This is a genomic window from Blastomonas sp. UPD001 (assembly GCF_003426715.1).
Taxonomy (GTDB): domain Bacteria; phylum Pseudomonadota; class Alphaproteobacteria; order Sphingomonadales; family Sphingomonadaceae; genus Blastomonas.
Genome location: NZ_QKVT01000001.1, coordinates 2,228,552 through 2,243,577, shown reverse-complemented (window position 1 = coordinate 2,243,577; position 15,026 = coordinate 2,228,552). Strand labels below are relative to the sequence as shown.

General features: G+C 66.4%; 15 protein-coding genes. 5 read left to right on the top strand and 10 right to left on the bottom strand.

The annotated features are described in order from the left end of the window. The 4 genes from DM995_RS11395 to DM995_RS11385 all read right to left on the bottom strand — a co-directional run. A partial coding sequence (locus DM995_RS11395) for an FAD-binding oxidoreductase (RefSeq protein WP_157973288.1) occupies window positions 1–944 on the bottom strand: 944 nt, incomplete at its 3' end. Window positions 945–1,071: 127 nt separating this feature from the next. Next, window positions 1,072–2,466 (bottom strand): FAD-dependent oxidoreductase, encoded by a 1,395-nt coding sequence (locus DM995_RS11390; protein ID WP_116969499.1) that lies wholly within the window; start codon window positions 2,464–2,466, stop codon window positions 1,072–1,074. Then, window positions 2,463–2,597 carry a hypothetical protein gene (locus DM995_RS22650; RefSeq protein ID WP_286164945.1) on the bottom strand — a complete coding sequence of 45 codons (135 nt, stop codon included), beginning with the start codon at window positions 2,595–2,597 and terminating at the stop codon, window positions 2,463–2,465. Before DM995_RS22650 ends, DM995_RS11390 begins: the two co-directional genes overlap by 4 nt. Beyond that, window positions 2,594–3,016 carry a hypothetical protein gene (locus DM995_RS11385; protein ID WP_198669330.1) on the bottom strand — a complete coding sequence of 141 codons (423 nt, stop codon included), beginning with the start codon at window positions 3,014–3,016 and terminating at the stop codon, window positions 2,594–2,596. Before DM995_RS11385 ends, DM995_RS22650 begins: the two co-directional genes overlap by 4 nt. 201 nt (window positions 3,017–3,217) lie before the next feature. On the opposite strand from DM995_RS11385, the gene DM995_RS11375 reads away from it, so the two are divergent. The 3 genes from DM995_RS11375 (at window position 3,218) to DM995_RS11365 (ending at window position 6,733) form a co-directional block, all read left to right on the top strand. Beyond that, a complete protein-coding gene (locus tag DM995_RS11375) occupies window positions 3,218–4,063 on the top strand; it encodes an alpha/beta fold hydrolase (protein ID WP_116969497.1) in 846 nt (281 codons plus the stop codon). A 60-nt stretch (window positions 4,064–4,123) separates the two neighbouring features. Further along, the gene (locus DM995_RS11370) at window positions 4,124–4,852 is read left to right on the top strand and encodes a DUF3108 domain-containing protein (RefSeq protein WP_023837330.1); all 729 of its coding nucleotides are present in this window, start codon (window positions 4,124–4,126) and stop codon (window positions 4,850–4,852) included. 414 nt (window positions 4,853–5,266) lie between these two features. Then, on the top strand, window positions 5,267–6,733 hold the full coding sequence (locus tag DM995_RS11365) for a TonB-dependent receptor (protein ID WP_116969496.1): 1,467 nt from the start codon (window positions 5,267–5,269) through the stop codon (window positions 6,731–6,733). A gap of 63 nt (window positions 6,734–6,796) precedes the next feature. On the opposite strand, the gene DM995_RS11360 is transcribed toward DM995_RS11365, so the two are convergent. From DM995_RS11360 to DM995_RS11345, 4 genes are all read right to left on the bottom strand, one after another. After that, window positions 6,797–7,810, bottom strand: a complete 1,014-nt coding sequence (locus DM995_RS11360; RefSeq protein ID WP_116969495.1) for a zinc-dependent alcohol dehydrogenase family protein — start codon at window positions 7,808–7,810, stop codon at window positions 6,797–6,799. Window positions 7,811–7,865: 55 nt separating this feature from the next. Further along, a complete protein-coding gene (locus DM995_RS11355; RefSeq protein ID WP_157973175.1) occupies window positions 7,866–9,119 on the bottom strand; it encodes an MFS transporter in 1,254 nt (417 codons plus the stop codon). 122 nt (window positions 9,120–9,241) lie between these two features. Then, on the bottom strand, window positions 9,242–10,396 hold the full coding sequence (locus DM995_RS11350) for a DUF3089 domain-containing protein (protein WP_116969493.1): 1,155 nt from the start codon (window positions 10,394–10,396) through the stop codon (window positions 9,242–9,244). 9 nt (window positions 10,397–10,405) lie between these two features. Continuing rightward, complete coding sequence (locus DM995_RS11345; protein WP_232824340.1) at window positions 10,406–11,422, bottom strand: alpha/beta fold hydrolase; 1,017 nt, start codon at window positions 11,420–11,422, stop codon at window positions 10,406–10,408. A gap of 302 nt (window positions 11,423–11,724) precedes the next feature. Between DM995_RS11345 and DM995_RS11340 the strand changes: the two genes are divergently transcribed. Beyond that, window positions 11,725–12,630, top strand: coding sequence for an alpha/beta hydrolase family protein (locus DM995_RS11340; protein ID WP_116969492.1), 906 nt, complete (start codon window positions 11,725–11,727; stop codon window positions 12,628–12,630). Window positions 12,631–12,643: 13 nt separating this feature from the next. Here DM995_RS11340 and DM995_RS11335 read toward each other — a convergent pair whose 3' ends face one another. Both DM995_RS11335 and DM995_RS11330 read right to left on the bottom strand, forming a co-directional pair. Continuing rightward, on the bottom strand, window positions 12,644–13,021 hold the full coding sequence (locus tag DM995_RS11335; protein ID WP_023837341.1) for a hypothetical protein: 378 nt from the start codon (window positions 13,019–13,021) through the stop codon (window positions 12,644–12,646). Beyond that, complete coding sequence (locus tag DM995_RS11330; RefSeq protein WP_116969491.1) at window positions 13,018–14,247, bottom strand: class I SAM-dependent methyltransferase; 1,230 nt, start codon at window positions 14,245–14,247, stop codon at window positions 13,018–13,020. The genes DM995_RS11335 and DM995_RS11330 overlap by 4 nt, the downstream gene beginning before the upstream one ends. Window positions 14,248–14,530: 283 nt before the next feature. Between DM995_RS11330 and DM995_RS21840 the strand changes: the two genes are divergently transcribed. Beyond that, the coding region (locus tag DM995_RS21840) for an MFS transporter (protein WP_116969490.1) at window positions 14,531–15,026 on the top strand (496 nt) is incomplete at its 3' end.

The window sequence follows — 15,026 nt, the reverse complement described above, 5'->3', positions numbered from 1 at the left end:
GCCGCCAGCAGGCCCTTGCCGATGGATTTTTCCTTGGCGACGACCTTGCCCAGCGTCTTCACGTCGCTCGCCATCGACATGCGCTTCATGCGCACGCGCGTGAGGCCGGGGTCGAAGCCGCAGCTTTCCGCAGCGATCCCCGCCCGCGCCATTTCGGCCAGCGCCTCGAGCATCGCCTCGCCGGTCTTGAACGAGAAGGAGACCGAATCCTCGAACGCGGGGGCCCGGATCAGGCGAAAGGTGATTTCTGCCTTGATGCCGAGCGTGCCCGAGTCGCCCATGAACAGGCCCGCCAGGTCCGGCCCGTAATGGCGATAATGCGGGGTGTCGCCATCGGGGCCGCGCGCGCCGGTGCGCAGGATGCGGCCATCGCCCAGCACCATGGCGATCGCGACGACGCTCTCGCTCGACGTGCCGTGCTGACCCGCGCCGAACATAGCGTTCAGCTGCGACAGCCCGCCGCCGATCGTCGAATAGATGCCCGACATCGGGCCCCAGAACGGCGTGCGCAGCCCGAGCGGCTTGAGCGCCTCGTTCAGCGCCAGCCAGGTGCAGCCCGCCTCGACCGTCACCGTCATGTCCTCGGGGCTGATCCGCAGCACACGGTCCATCCGGCGCATGTCGAGCGTGATCGTGCGATCGGTGACCGGAACGTAGCTGCTGGTATAGGTCATCCCGGCGCCACGCGGGGCGATATCCACCCCGGCGGCGTTCGCTGCGCTGACCACGGCGGCCAGCTCTGCCGTGTTAGCGGGAGCCACCGACAGCAGCACGACATGCTCGGAGCGGGCCCAGATATCCTCGCCGAACAGACGCAGCGTGGCATCGTCGGTTGTGACATGGTCCGCACCGACGATCGCCGCGAACCGGGCGTGCAGGTCATCGGGCAAGGCCAGGCCAGGGGTTGGCGTGGCGATGGGGGGCACGGTGATGCTGTCCGACATATCGGGTCTTCCGCTGGTTGCCGGCGACTCCTTGCTGGATGGCCGGGATTTTCGGCCAAGCGATACGCCAGTCGGTCCGCTCTGCTTCGACGTCGGCGCAGCTTTATCCGGCTGGCGGAGAGGGATGTCAGCGATCGGCGCTTGCGCAGACCAGCGCAGCCGCCGCCTGCCCGGCGAGCCGTCCGAAGGTCACCGCCGTCGCAAGCCCCATGGCGGGCAGATAGCCCCAGTGCGCAGGCCCCGAAACCGACCGCGCGGCGCCGCCGCCCGCGAACAGATTGGGGAGCGGCGTTCCATCCGGTCGCAGCACCCTGGCGCTGGCATCGATCTGCAGCCCGCCTTGCGTGTGATAGATGGCACCGACGACCCTGAGCGCCCGGAACGGGGACAGCGGCGGGAGATCGCCGCCCCAGACGCGACCGAAGGCGTCCGGCGTGCCGCTCGCCTGCGCGGCATGGGCCTCTGCAAGCGTCGCGGCCAGCGCGTCGGCGGGCAGATCCGTCAAGGCCGCGAGCTCTTCGATGCTGTCCGCTTTGCGCATGGCGTTCAGCGCCTTGAGCTGCTGCGTTTCGGGAATGTACGCGGTCGCCGCTTCGATCCGTTCGTCGAAGATCACCCAGACATGGTCGCCGGGCTGGGCGAGCACCGGCCGCACCATGCCGGCAATATCCTCCACCTCGTTGACGAAGCGCCGACCCTCGACATTGACCAGAATGCCGCCCTCGACGGGAACGCCCGGCGGCACCGTGATGCCCTGGGGTTGGGTGAGCATGCCATATCCCTGATACGCCCCCATGTCGCCAAGCGCTGCCCCAAGCTTGCTGGCGATGGCGATGCCGGTTCCCTGGCTGCCTTCATGGCCATTGTTGCGCGCATGCGCCATCTCCGGAATGTGCTGCGCGACAAGCGCGTGGTTGGCCGCGAACCCGCCACAGGCGAGGATCAGCGTCTGGCACCCGACCTGCTCGCGCCCGCGGTCGCGCCGCTCCAGCGTGACACCGTGGATGCAGCCTGTGGTATCGGCGTGGACGTCGGCCAGCCGGGTTCCCAGCAGCACGTCGATCCCGGCATCGTCCATGCGCCGGTGCAGCAGATCGACCATGTCCTGGCCGCCATGCCCGCGCCAGCCATGCACGCGAAAGGTCGAGTTGCCATAGGCGGGGCGAAAGCCGGTATCGAGCTCCCACGGCATGTCGAGCGCCTCGACCATCCAGTCGACAGTCGGTCCTGCATGATCGGCAATGGCGCGCGCGAGCACGGGGTCCGCCTGGCCGCGCGTCTTGGCCATGATGTCGGCGAAATAGCCGTCGGCGCTGTCTTCTATTCCCAGCGTCGCCTGGGCCCGCGTCCCCGCTGCGCAGATCAGCCCCTGCGACATGCCGGTGCTGCCCATCGGGCGCTCGTCTTGTTCGACCACCAGCACCTGCGCGCCGGCCTGCCGCGCGGCGAGCGCGGCGATGCTGCCGCAAGCGCCGCCGCCCACCACCAAAACCGGGATGACATGTTCGAAATCGGGGATCATGGCGCGCTCGCCAGCTCCTGCACCAGCGCCATCGTGATCGCGAGCACGCGTTCGGCCTGGGGTTCGAGGAAATAGGGGCGCTTGCCGGCTGGTTTCGCGCCCGCGCCTGCCAGGGCTTCGGCAAAGCTCATGCGACCGCTCCTATCCCGTGCCATGCGGCCTTGCGGCCATGATCATCGGTATCGTCCAGCAGCGCCGGCAGCGCCACATGGCGGTCAGCCATCGGCCTGCCATGGCGCGCCTCGAAAGCCGGCGCGACGCGCGCTTCGAACGCGGCCCTGATCCCGGGCACGACACGCGCTGCCAGGTGCCGGTTCATCGGCGCGAGGAAGTTGATCCGTTCGATCTGGTCATGGCTGGTCTCCGGAAAGACCGCGTGGTGACCAATGACCCGGTGGTCGGGCGGACCATCATATTCGGCCGCGGGGTCATTCGGCACACGCGTCTCATCGATCGGTGGCAGGGTATCCGCTGGCGGTTTCATGATCGGCCTCCTGTGTCGCGCGAGCATTGCAGCGTTCCGGGAAAGTTCGCGCACCTTGCCGGGCATGATCGCCAGTCGGATGCTCTTCAGGCCGGCGCGGGCAGGCGCTTGCGCCTGGCCTAGGACGCGGGTCCGGACCTTGTCCGGTCCGTTGCGGGAGCGGGGAAATCGGAGGCGCTTGATGGAAACCGCTCTGCATGTCGCCGTCGATCGGGACCCGGCGACCGCCCGTCCCGCACCGATGGCGCAGGCTTCGGGAGATGTTCTGTGACCGAACCGATCGCAATACGGCGCGGCTTTGTCGATCTGGCGCATGGCCAGATGCATTACCGGCATGCCGGGGATCGGGGCGAGCCGCTGCTCCTGCTGCATGCCTCTCCGGGCAGCTCGCGACAATTGGTCCGGCTCATCGAGGATTTCGCGTCCGATCACCGCGTCTTCGCCCCCGACACGCCGGGCAATGGCGACAGCGAGGCGCTGGCAGAGACCGAACCGACCGTGGCGGGGCTCGCGGCAGCGATGCTCGCGTTTCTGGATGCCATCGGCCTGTCCAAGGTTCGTGTCTATGGTTCGCACACGGGCGCTGCCATTGCCGCAGAGCTGGCGATCCTTGCGCCCCATCGCGTCTCCGCGCTGGTGCTGGACGGCGTCAGTCTGTTCGAGGGTGACGAGCTGCAGGACGTGCTGGACCATTATGCCCGGCCTTTCGAACCCGATCTCGACGGGGCGTATCTGATCCGACTGTTCCAGTTCTGCCGCGACCAGTATCTCTTCTTCCCCTGGTACCGCCGGACGCGCGAGAGCCGCCGCGACAGCGGGATAGGCAATGCGGCCGATCTCCACGCCTGGGTGGTCGAGGTGATGAAGGCGAACAGCACCTATCATCTCAACTATCTGGCGGCGTTCCGATGGGCTGCGGACCGACGCCTGCCGCTGATCGCGTGTCGGACCTTGCTGACCGCCGCAGCCGACGATCCGCTGATCGCGACAACCAAGAAGCTCGAAACCCATCTGCCGAACGGCCGCTTCGTCGAACTTCCGCGCGTCGATGCGGCGGATTTCCGCACTGCACGCAAGGCCGCGTTCGACAGCTTCTTCCGCACGCAGAGCTGAGCGGCGGCGCGCGGAAGCGCAAGGCTTGACCGTCCAACCTGACTCGAAGGGAGCATATTCTTGCAACAGCACCGCACCATTTCCGGCAAGATTCTCTACACCTCGCGCAAGCCCGGTCGCGAAGGGCAGGAGCGAGGGCGCGAGGAGTTCACCTGGACGCACCATAGCGACGGCAAGCGCAGCCTGCGCGCGCGCTGCGAGATCGACGAACCCGCACCCACCGTGCACCGTGATATCGTCTACAGCCTCGACGAGAACGACCATCCGATGGACTGTTTCGTGCGGCTGGTGATCGGCGATCAATTCATGGGGGCGGGGCTGTTCATCATCCATCCCGATCGAGTCGAGTGCGAAAGCTATGGCCCGTCGATCGGACGGGTGTCCCAGACCATGGCGATCGATGCGCCGTTCGACGGCTTCGGCACGCACCCGATCGTCGCCGATGCCTATATTACCCGCAAGATGGACCGCTCGATGGGGCCGCACAAGCGCAAGTTCCCGTGCTTCCTGCCGTCGCCCGACCATCGCGGCGCCACCCCGCCGCTGATCGCCAAGTCCGAGGTCAATCTGGCCTATATGGGGCAGGAGACCGTCACCGTCGCGGCCGGGACCTTCGACTGCTTCAAGTACGAATTCTCCGATGAGGACGCGAGCATGGTGTCGATCGGCGGCGAGGCGCACCCGCCCTATCAGGTCTGGGTGACCGCCGATGACGACTCGATCTTCGTCCAGGGCGGTGTCGGCGGCTATATGCAGACCTGGTACGAACTCGTCGAACTGAGGCGCTGACCGGGCAGGGGAGGGCGCTGCCCCGACTGTTTGTAGCGAGCACTATGCGGTGACTGCGGCTTTCGAGCCGACAGCGCGCGCACGATCGAAGGCGTCGGCTGGACGCTTCCTTTGTTGCCGGAACAGCGGCGCGCTGTCCTGTTGCGATGCTCGGTTGGCCCGTGACGCGCAACAATCTATCCGCCATGCGGTCTGTGGCCAGCAGAAATCGGCGGCTATTGACCGCCTGGTGGATAGTCGGCCAACGCGGATTTGCATGAATGGAGGGGTTCATGCGCTCATTCCCTCGTCAGAAGCAAGTCTGTCCGGACAACGAGGCAGACAGCGACATCGGGTTTGGGCACCGCGACGCGGCGCCTGCCGGAGCAGAAGGGAAAAGTCACCAGACCAGGTGTCCATTGGGGGATAGAAATCATGAAGGTTTTAAGCACGTTGGGCTTCGCCCGTTCGGTACTCCTCTCCGGCGTTGCGCTGAGCAGCATCACGATCGCGCTGCCTGCCAGCGCACAGGAAGCGACGGCTGCCGAAGATGAGGGCGACCGGTCCGAAATCGTGGTCACGGCGCGCAGGCGCGATGAAGATGTCCAGTCGGTTCCGATCGTCATCAATGCCTATTCGGCGGAGGATCTGGCCGAGCGCAACATCCAGACACTGGCCGATCTGGGCAATTCCACGCCCGGCATCGTGATGAACAACATTGCCGGCGGCAACACCCAGACGATTTACATTCGCGGCCTGGCGCCGGGCAATACGGCGGGCGATCTCAACGTCGAGGCGAATGTCGGCGTGTTCATCGACGGCATCTACCAGACCAGCCGCAACACGATCGACATTCTGTCCGTGCTCGATGTCGGCCAGATCGAAATCGCCAAGGGACCGCAAAGCGCGCTGTTCGGCCGTTCGACCTTTGCCGGCGCGCTGGCGATCAGCACCGGCAAGCCCAGCCGCGATTTCTCCGGCAGCTTCCAGGCGACTGTGGGCGTGGATGAGGATTACCGTATTCGCGGTGCGCTTTCGCTGCCGATTTCCGATACACTGCGCGCGCGTGTTGCGGGCGGCTATGTCACTTATGACGGCTTTGGCACCAATGCCGGTGCGCGCAACGACAAGCTCGGCGGGTTCGAGAAATACGCCTTTTCGGGCGCGCTGGAGTTCGAGCCCAGCGAGCATTTCCGCGCGCTGCTCTCCGGTTTCGTCACACATTCCGAGGCGGAAATCTCGCCGGTCTATGGCTTGCCGGTGCGCAGCCTGAACTGCGGTAACGTCAACGCCGCGACCGGTCTGCCGTTGCTGTTCTGCGGCGAGCTTCCGCCGCGGCGGGTCAATGACGTGACGGCGCGCATTCCCGATACACGCTCCGAAAACCAGCAGGTGTCGCTGCTGCTCGAGGGACGGATTGCCGGGGTCAAGGCGACCAGCACGACCGGCTTCACCTGGGCCAGCAATCGCGGCTTCAGCGATTACGACCTCACCTCGGCGGGAACGCTGTTCGGTGTCTGCACGCTCGGCAATGCCACCAACCCCAGTTGCGGCAGCAATTTTGCCAACGCGCCCTATACGCGGCTGACCCGGGCCAACCTCTCGGTCACCAATATCGAGCGTGTCCGCACGTTCAGCCAGGAAATCCGCATCCAATCGGACAATGAATCGCCGTTCCAGTGGATCGTCGGCGGCTTCTACTTCAATTCGCGCATCCCGATCGCGGCTTCCGGCCTAGGAACCGATGGTGGCGGGCTCGCCGCCAACGAGCGGCTGGTCCAGGTCAACCAGCTCGCGACGCCTGCGGCGACCGGAGTCGGCCCTTATGACTTCACCGCGAATATCTTCATCGAAGCTTTCGAGGCCCGTCAGCGCCAGACCCAGCCCTGGCTCTGGCGCTGAGGCGCAGGCCGCCGGAGGGCATGGAGCCCGTCCGGCCGGCGAAACGATCGCGCTGGTCCGGGCTCAACCGACCCGGATCAGCACCTTGCCCAGATGCGCGCCGGACTCGAGATAGCGGCATGCCTCAAGCGCCTGATCGAAATCGAACACGCGGTCGATCACGGGGGCAAAGCCCGTCGCCTCCATCGCGCGGATCATCCGCACTAGCATCGCCCGGCTGCCCTCCGCAATGCCCTTCAGCGTGATGTTCTTGCCGATGATGCTGCCATAATTGGGCAGCGGGCCATCGGCCGAGCCGACGCCTATGATGACGATGCGGGCGTTCACCGCACAGGCGTTGATCGATTGCGGCAGGGTGTGCTGCCCGCCGGTCTCGACCACGATATCGGCGCCGCGCCCGCCGGTCTGGCGCTGCAGTTCGGCCGCCCAGTCCGGGTGCGTGGCATAGTTGACGGTATAGTCCGCGCCCAGCTTGCGTGCGGCCTCCAGCTTGGCATCGCTCGACGAGGTGATGGCGACGAACGCGCCGTTCGCCTTGGCGACCTGCAGCGCCGCCATCGCCACGCCGCCGGTGCCCAGCGCGAGCACCAGATCGCCCGCGCGCACCTGGCCGGTCTCGACCACCGAGTGCCAGGCCGTCAGCGTGGCGGCCGCCAGCGGCGCCGCCTGCTCGTCGGTCATGGAATCGGGCACCCTGACCAGCGCGGCGGCGGGGACCTTCACATATTCGGCCATCCAGCCATCGAGGTTGGTGCCAAGATCGGGGCCGAAATAGCGCATGTCGAATGCGCCATCGATCCAGGACACGAAATGCGCCAGCACCGCGCGGTCGCCGATGGCGATACCGGTCGCGCCTTCGCCAAGCGCCACAACCTCGCCCACACCTTCGGAAAACGGAATCCGGTCCTCGGCCTTTTTCGCGCCATAGCGGCCTTGCAGGATCTGCAGGTCGCGGTTGTTCAGACAGACAAGGCGGACCTTGAGCACCGCCTCTCCGGGCCCGGGCACCGGGTCCGGGCGCGTCGTCGGCGTGAGCGATTCCAGCCCGTTCTGCTGGCCGAGTTGATAAGCTTTCACATCAGGCTCCTAGATGGTCGGTCGATGGCAATGGTGCTGGGTCCGGACAAGCGGTTCAAGCCAGTTTCGGGTATCTGCCCAGCAGCAGGAAACAGGCAGCGCATAGCGGCAGCAGGACCGCCGAGATGTTGAGCGCAGCGGCAAATCCTCCGGTCGCGTCGCGGATGATCCCGAAGATCAGCGGCGCGAACCCGGCGCCGGTGGAAAAACAGACATAGAAGATCGCGTACAGCCCCGAATAGGCCCGCATTCCGAAATAGCGGGAGGTGAGGTACGCGACGACGTCATATTCGATTCCCAGCGCGAATCCCAGCAGCAGGATGGCAAGACGGATCATGCCCGGATCGACATCGTTCCCCGCCAGTATGACGCACGACACCGCCGGCAGGCCCAGCAGGACGAACGCTACCCCGGGAGCCCAGAATCGGTCGAGCAGCCAACCGCCGACCAGTCGCCCGCAGATCGATGCGAAGCCCACCAGCGGCGTGAGCGTGAGGATGGTCGCCTGGTCCAAACCCTTGTCGAGCAGGATCGGCTCGAGATTCGGCACGGCGCCCGCCAGACCGAACGAAATGGGCAGGAGGATCAGCGCGATCAGCCAGAAGCGCCATTGCTTCAGCGCCTCGGTCCGCGAGAATCCGGGCAGCGATGGCGGGGTGACCGGGGCCGCCGGCGCCCTGTCTGGCGCAGATCGTTCCTCTGGTTCGCGGAAGAGCAGAAGCGTCGCCGGCAGCGCGACCAGCAGCGTCAGCATGCCCAGAGCAGCATAGCCGCCGCGCCAGCCATGGTCTGCAATCACCCAGGCGAGCAGCGGCTTGCTGATCATGCCGAACAGTCCGGTGCCCGTCATCGCAAAGCCGAGCGCCAGGCCCCTGTGCCGGTCGAACCACCGGTTTACCGTCCGCGTATAGGTGATCGGCAGCGTGCCCGCGCCCAGCGCTGCCGCCAGACCCCAGCAGAGATAGAACTGGATCAGCGATGGTCCGAGCGCCGCGAGCGACAGCACCGACAGGCCAAAGCCCGCGAGCGCCAGCGATGCGACTTTCCGGGTACCGAAGCGGTCGCACATCATCCCCGCCACCGGCGCAGCGATCATGACCACCAGCGTGGTCAGCGTGAGCGCCCCCATGATCTGGCCGATCGACCAGCCGAATTCGTGGACAAGATGCGGGGCGAAGACGCCTGCTGTATAGAAGGGGACGGCGGCGAGTCCGAAGCCGATGCCGAGCAGCGACGCCAGCAGGATCGGCCAGCCGCGGCGGAACTCACCGTCCTGTCCGGCGGCGTCCATGTTCAAGGTCTGCTGCATGCCCGGTCCTTCCGTCGCCCTGCAGCACACGACCATGTTGCCCGGAACAAACCCATAGCGTGCCATTTGCCATCCGCTGGGCGGATAGGTTCGCTTGACGGGCAGTTGTGTGGCTTCGATGGTCAGCGGCGGCGGTGGTGCGCTGCCTGCCACGCCTGGACGCGCAGCCGCGTGTTGGCGCGGATGTCTTCATAGAACAGCGCGATGTCCGCGTAATGCAGGCTGCCGCCTGGAAGCGTCTTGACCACCACGTCGGGCAAGGTCCGGACCAGCGCCAGTCCGCGCTCGCAGCGCACCGCCGCCGCGCGCGGGCGAAGCGGCTGAAGCGGTCCCGAGCCTGGATCGCCCGGCACCAGACCCCTGGCCTGTTCGGTCGATGCCTGGCTGCGGCTGCGGTCGAACGTCACCGGGTTCACGCACAGCATCTGCTTGCCCGGCACGTCGCCATGGACATCGGTGAAGGTCTTCTCGAAGGCCGCGACGACCGGCGCGAGATCGGCATCGGCGGAAATCGCGTTCCACTGCACCACGCAGCCGGTCTGGGCGGGCCGGTCGCACGGCCGGGCATGCTTGAACCTCCGCCCGAAATCGCCCTCGGCCAGGTTGATGCCGATGATATAGGCAGCGACCATGCGCGCATGCAGCGGGCCATTCTCGATCCGCCGTTCCAGCAGGTCGGCGACATGCTTGGCCCCCTGGCTGTGCCCGGCGATGATGAACGGGCGGCCCTTGCTGACATGGGCGATGAACCAGTCGAACGCGCGCTCCACATCGCCATAGGCCAGCGCATAGGCCGCCTTGCCATGCGCCGGGTCGCGAATGGCCTTGTAGGTCGCGGCGCGATAGCGCGGCGCATAGACGCGGCAGCAGCCGTTGAACGCGCTGGCCTGCCGGGCGATGCTGCTTTCGTCGACCCAGCGATTGGCGGTGGCATCGCGCGGATCGGCATTCCACAGCTGCGGGTTCATGTCGGTCGTCGGATGGACGAAGAACACGTCCACTCCCGGATCGACAGCCGCGGGCGATGCACCCGCGGGCACCGCATCGGCCGGGCCGGAAGAGCTGATGCCCGATGCCCAGCTCTCGCCCAGCGCATAGTCGGGTGCGGGAGGTGCCAGCCGCGCGATCTCGGCGGCCGGGTCGGGCGTGGCCGCCGGTTGCGCGCCTGCCAGCAAGGGGAGGCTCATCAGCATCGCGGCGAGGCGGCGCGGTACCGTCCTGGCGGCACTTGTCCTGTCGGCCGAAGCCTCGTCTTCCCTGCGTTCGGCTGTGCGCATCGCCCGTTCCTATTCCCCTGCTGTCCGCTGCAGGAACGGCAGCATCCGCTCCGCCGCCTGCTCGGGACAATCGAGCGGCATCATGTGTCCGCATGCCGGTATGACGACCAGCGCCTTGTCCGCCGCCGCCGATGCGGCAAAGGCGGGAAGGCCGTGTTCTGCGACCGTCGTTTCATGGTCTTCCGCGCCCCAGAGCAGCAGGGTCGGCACGTTGGTCTTCGCCAGGTCCTCCGCCGATCGGCTGAAGGGGGTGAGCTGCGCGGCGATGGCCCTGACGATATCGGGATCGCGCAGTGCGCGATGGTTGAGATCGGTCCATTGCCGGACGAGCGCGGGCGTGACCCGGCTCTTGTCGGCAACATTGGCGAGCAGAATCTGCCGCCAGAATTCGGGTCGATGGAAACCGGGATGCAGCCGATCCTCCGCCACCGCATCCTTCAGCGCCTGGGGCTGCGACGCGGGATCGAAACGCAGCTGCGCAACGGCGATATTGATCAGCACCATGCCGCTGATCCGTTCGGGGCGCGTGGCCGCATAGGCCGTTGTCGGAAGGCCCGCGCTCGACGTCCCGACGATGACAAAGCGCCGGACACCCAGCCTGTCCATCAGGCCGTCGATCAGTGCAAGGCTATGGTCGAGCGAATAGTCGTGCTTCGGGCTCGGGCCAGACAGGCCGGCGGGGGCCATGTCGAACCGGATGACGCGATATCGATCCTTGAGCCCGGCGGCCATGCTGTCCCACTGGCGCAAGCTTGCAAACGATCCGTGCAGCAGCAGGATGGTAGGGCCTTGGCCTTCATCGACATAATGGACCGTCTCGCCGCCGATCGTGACAAAGCGCGATTGCGGCAGCGCATGGCGCTGGCGCATGACGCTGTCGTCGGGGAAAACCGCGTCCGGGTGGTTTGCCTGCGCTCCCGCCCCTGCCGGGCTCGCCGTCGTGACAGCACAAAGAGCCACGGCCATGGCGAAGGCGCGCGTCAGACCCATGCTGCGATGGGCAAGGGCAGGGAGACGCAGGACCATGCGCGCAGCCTAATCGAGATGCGTACCGGTCTGAAAGCACCGTGACCGATGACCGACAGGTGGACATTTGCGTGCTGCCTGCTGCACGAGCTCGGGCGGCGGCTCAACACGATGTCGGCAAGCCTGTGCCCGGGACGCCGCGGAGTCCGCTGGCAGACCGGTGAAACCATGGCATAGACCGGGAGCGGCCACATCAGCGCACCGCGTCGCCAGCATAGGGAAGGGACGGTCATGTTGACATTTCCTGCGCCAATTCGGGCCATCGCCGTGTTCGCGCGATCGGGTGAGCGGGCCGTTTCCTGATGGCTGCGCTGCAGATCAACCGTCGTTCACTGCTGATCGGAGCCGGTGCGTGCATGGCTGCAACGGGCACGCGGGGGCTGGCCATGCCGGAGGTGGCGGAGCGAAGCTTCACCCTCGCCGCGCCGGATGGTCGCGAGATCCGGGTGAGCGAATGGGCCCCGCGCGGCAAGGCCAGGGCGCTGCTGCTGTTCAGCCATGGGGCAGCCTCTGCCCCGAAATATTACGAAGCGCTGTTTCGCCCCTGGCTCGCTGCGGGCTTCCGCATCCTGGCCCCGCTCCATGTCGATTCGACCGAGCATCCGCGCACCCGCGACTTTGCAGGTCTGGCCAGCTGGCGGGCGCGGATCGAGGACATGCGGGCGCTGTCCGCGCATGTCGGCCAGCGCCCCTGGATCGCCGCCGGACATTCCTATGGCGGGCTGGTGGCGCTGACGCTCGGCGGTGCCTCCGCGATCCCGCCCGATGGTGTGACCGGCCCGCTCTCCGACCCGAATGCCCGGGCGGTGCTGGCGCTGAGCCCGCCCGCGCCGGTTCCGGTCCTGTGCACGGCCGAAGGCTATGCCACGCTCGCCGTGCCCGCGCTGATTCAGACCGGCACGCTCGACATCGTCCCGGGCATCACCGCCACCGATGGCGAGGGCTGGCGCGGCCATCTGGTGCCCTATGAGGTCGCAGCATCAGGGGGCCACCGCTATGGTCTGGTGCTCGAAGGCGTGGACCATTATTTCGGCGGCGCGATCTGCCGCTATGACAGGCCGGGGCCCAGACAGCTCGACCGGCTGGCCGACCTGGCGCGGATTTCGGCGCTGTTCGTCGATGCGTATGGCCGGGGCGACCGCGCGGCGACGAGGCGGCTGGACCGTCTGGTCACCGATGCGCTGCCGATCCGGCTGATGCGGAAATAGTTTTTATCGGACCTCAGTCGCGCTTGGCGATTTCCGCGATCGTCTGGTTGAAGCCTTCGGCGGTCTGCGCCTGCGCGGCCTCGTCCGCATCCTTGAGCTGCAGATAGAACAGTCGGCGCATGAAGTCCTGGCGGCGCTCCTCGCGCTCTTCCAGCGCGGCCTGATCGAGCACCAGCGTCTCGATCCCGGCGGCCAGGTCCAGCCCCGATGCCTTGGCCACGCGCTCGGCGCTGTCGAGGCGATCGCGCAGCACCGACAGTTCGTTGGCCAGCACCATGATCATCGACATCGCATGGTCGAGCCCCGGCGTGTCGTAGAATTCCGGGCGCTTTCCGCGCGCATGGCGAATGGTGTGCGGGCGCTCTTCTGTCATCGTCCCGGTTCCGGTCATGCCACCATCTTTCTCGTCATCGGCTTGTGCGCAATCAGTACTTCCCAGCCGCCCCCGGGCGCGAACTCGCCCGCGGTGAATTCGCGCTCGGCCACGGCCTCGCTGGCTTCCTGGCTATAGCCCTCGGCAGCGGCGGCGAATTCCATCACGGCCATCGGCGCGGTATCGAACCGGACGTTCGACCGCTCGAAACCCGCCCTTTCGGCCAGCGCGATCTGGTCCATGTCGCGCATCGCCCCCCAGAAGGGCTCGTTATTGTACCAGGTCTCGTTGTCGAGGATGAACTGGGTGAACGGGTCCATCAGGTCGAACGGAGGCAGATCGGCATGGATCATCCACCCGCCGGGCGCCAGCACGCGGTGCGCCTCGGCAAAGATCCGCGGCATCGCCTTGCCCGAGGTCTCGTGCAGCAGGATATGGCTGACGACCAGATCGAAATAACCGTCCGGGAAGGTGGTCTGCTCGGCATTCATCTGCGCGAAATTGACTTCGAACCCCATGCCTGCCGCGCGGGCATGCGCATAGCGCACGCAAGGGCCGCCGACATCGATGCCCCAGACCTCGGCATCGGGGAACAGCTCCTTGTAGGGCAGGGTCGAATGGCCGACGGTGCAGCCCATGTCGAGAATGCGGCGCGGCGCGAAGTCGGGCATCTTGCGCTTGATGTAATTGACCACCGAGCGGCCCATGTCGTCGTTATTCGGGCCGGTATAGCCCATCGAATAGAGATAGACCCCGCGATCGTAGAGCGCGCCGACCGAGATATCGTCCTCGCACACCTCGCTGCAATAGCCGCCCGGCATGCAGTGGATATCCAGCGCGGTGACATAGCGCGGCGGTTCGAACCCTTCGGGTATTTCCAGCCTGGCGGCCGTGGCAGCGGAGAGCTGCCTTGCTGTCTCGATCAGTTCGGGCAGCTGGCGATCGACCGAGCCGTTGACCGACTCCCACAGCAATTCCTGGGCAATGCGATTGGCAGCGGCGTAATGCTGGAAATAGATGTCCTCGACCATGCCTTCGCGGATGTCGCGGCGGTCCTGCGGCGACCGGCCATGCTTTTTTTCGAACTTGCGGGCGACGCGGGTCTGATAGACCGGGGTGAGGCCCGGAAGCAGGGTCGACTGGATGAAGCCCTTGAAGCTCTTGGCAAATTCCTGTCTCGCAGCTTCGTCGGCACTGGCTTTGGGCAGGGCGGGGTGATCGGCTTGCTGAAAGGTATTGAGCATGTCTGCGACTCCGCTTCGCGCTGGGGCTGGACCGGAATGATGCCTCTGTCCCGGCTTCGGCAAGGCCTGGCGCGGATGGCTGTCCGCAAGGCGGATAGCATCATGCCCCGCCGCGAACATTTTTTGGTGTCCCGCCACATTCCAGCCTAGCTTTTTCGCCAACCCAAAGGAATGGCCCGGATGGAGGATTCCGATTTTTGCGCGCGCGCATGCCCGGGGTGGGCTGAATCGACGACGCACGGTACCGGCCAATCCTGCGGCCCTTTGCGGTGAACGCGCCCGCATGCAGTTGAGCAAACAGGCGCGAAGGGAACTGGCGGACGGCTGGCCGATCGTGCTCGCCGCCGCGCTCGCCATCGGCGTCGGAACGATGGGCATCGGCTTCTATTCGCTGGGACTTTTCGTCCAGCCGCTTCAGGCCGAATATGGCTGGAGCCGCGCCTCGGTCTCCGGGGCGGCGACCTTCCAGCAGATCGGCATCTTCCTTTCCGCACCGCTGGTCGGCTGGCTGGCCGATCGCTGGGGGGCGAGGCCGATCGCGCTCGCCAGCTTCGTCGCCACCCCTCTCGCGCTGCTCGCGCTGTCGCGGGTCGGTTCCTCGGTCGTGGCATGGGATGCGCTGTGGCTGATGGTATCGCTCGCCGGGGCAGGGACCACGCCCGCCATCTGGGCGCGGATCGTGTCGCTGCGTTTCGATGCGGCGCGCGGCCTGGCCCTGGGGCTGATGCTGATGGGCACGGGAACGGCGGCGATCCTTGCACCGGCGCTGCTCGGACCGA

Excerpts from the sequence above, each read along its gene's own strand:
- DM995_RS11355 (WP_157973175.1), bottom strand. The coding sequence starts at position 9,119 with ATGCAGCAGACCTTGAACATGGACGCCGCCGGACAGGACGGTGAGTTC.
- DM995_RS11340 (WP_116969492.1), top strand. The coding sequence starts at position 11,725 with ATGGCTGCGCTGCAGATCAACCGTCGTTCACTGCTGATCGGAGCCGGT.
- DM995_RS11385 (WP_198669330.1), bottom strand. The coding sequence starts at position 3,016 with ATGCCCGGCAAGGTGCGCGAACTTTCCCGGAACGCTGCAATGCTCGCG.
- DM995_RS11330 (WP_116969491.1), bottom strand. The coding sequence starts at position 14,247 with ATGCTCAATACCTTTCAGCAAGCCGATCACCCCGCCCTGCCCAAAGCC.
- DM995_RS11335 (WP_023837341.1), bottom strand. The coding sequence starts at position 13,021 with ATGACCGGAACCGGGACGATGACAGAAGAGCGCCCGCACACCATTCGC.
- DM995_RS11350 (WP_116969493.1), bottom strand. The coding sequence starts at position 10,396 with ATGCGCACAGCCGAACGCAGGGAAGACGAGGCTTCGGCCGACAGGACA.
- DM995_RS22650 (WP_286164945.1), bottom strand. The coding sequence starts at position 2,597 with ATGAGCTTTGCCGAAGCCCTGGCAGGCGCGGGCGCGAAACCAGCCGGC.
- DM995_RS11345 (WP_232824340.1), bottom strand. The coding sequence starts at position 11,422 with ATGGTCCTGCGTCTCCCTGCCCTTGCCCATCGCAGCATGGGTCTGACG.
- DM995_RS11390 (WP_116969499.1), bottom strand. The coding sequence starts at position 2,466 with ATGATCCCCGATTTCGAACATGTCATCCCGGTTTTGGTGGTGGGCGGC.
- DM995_RS11365 (WP_116969496.1), top strand. The coding sequence starts at position 5,267 with ATGAAGGTTTTAAGCACGTTGGGCTTCGCCCGTTCGGTACTCCTCTCC.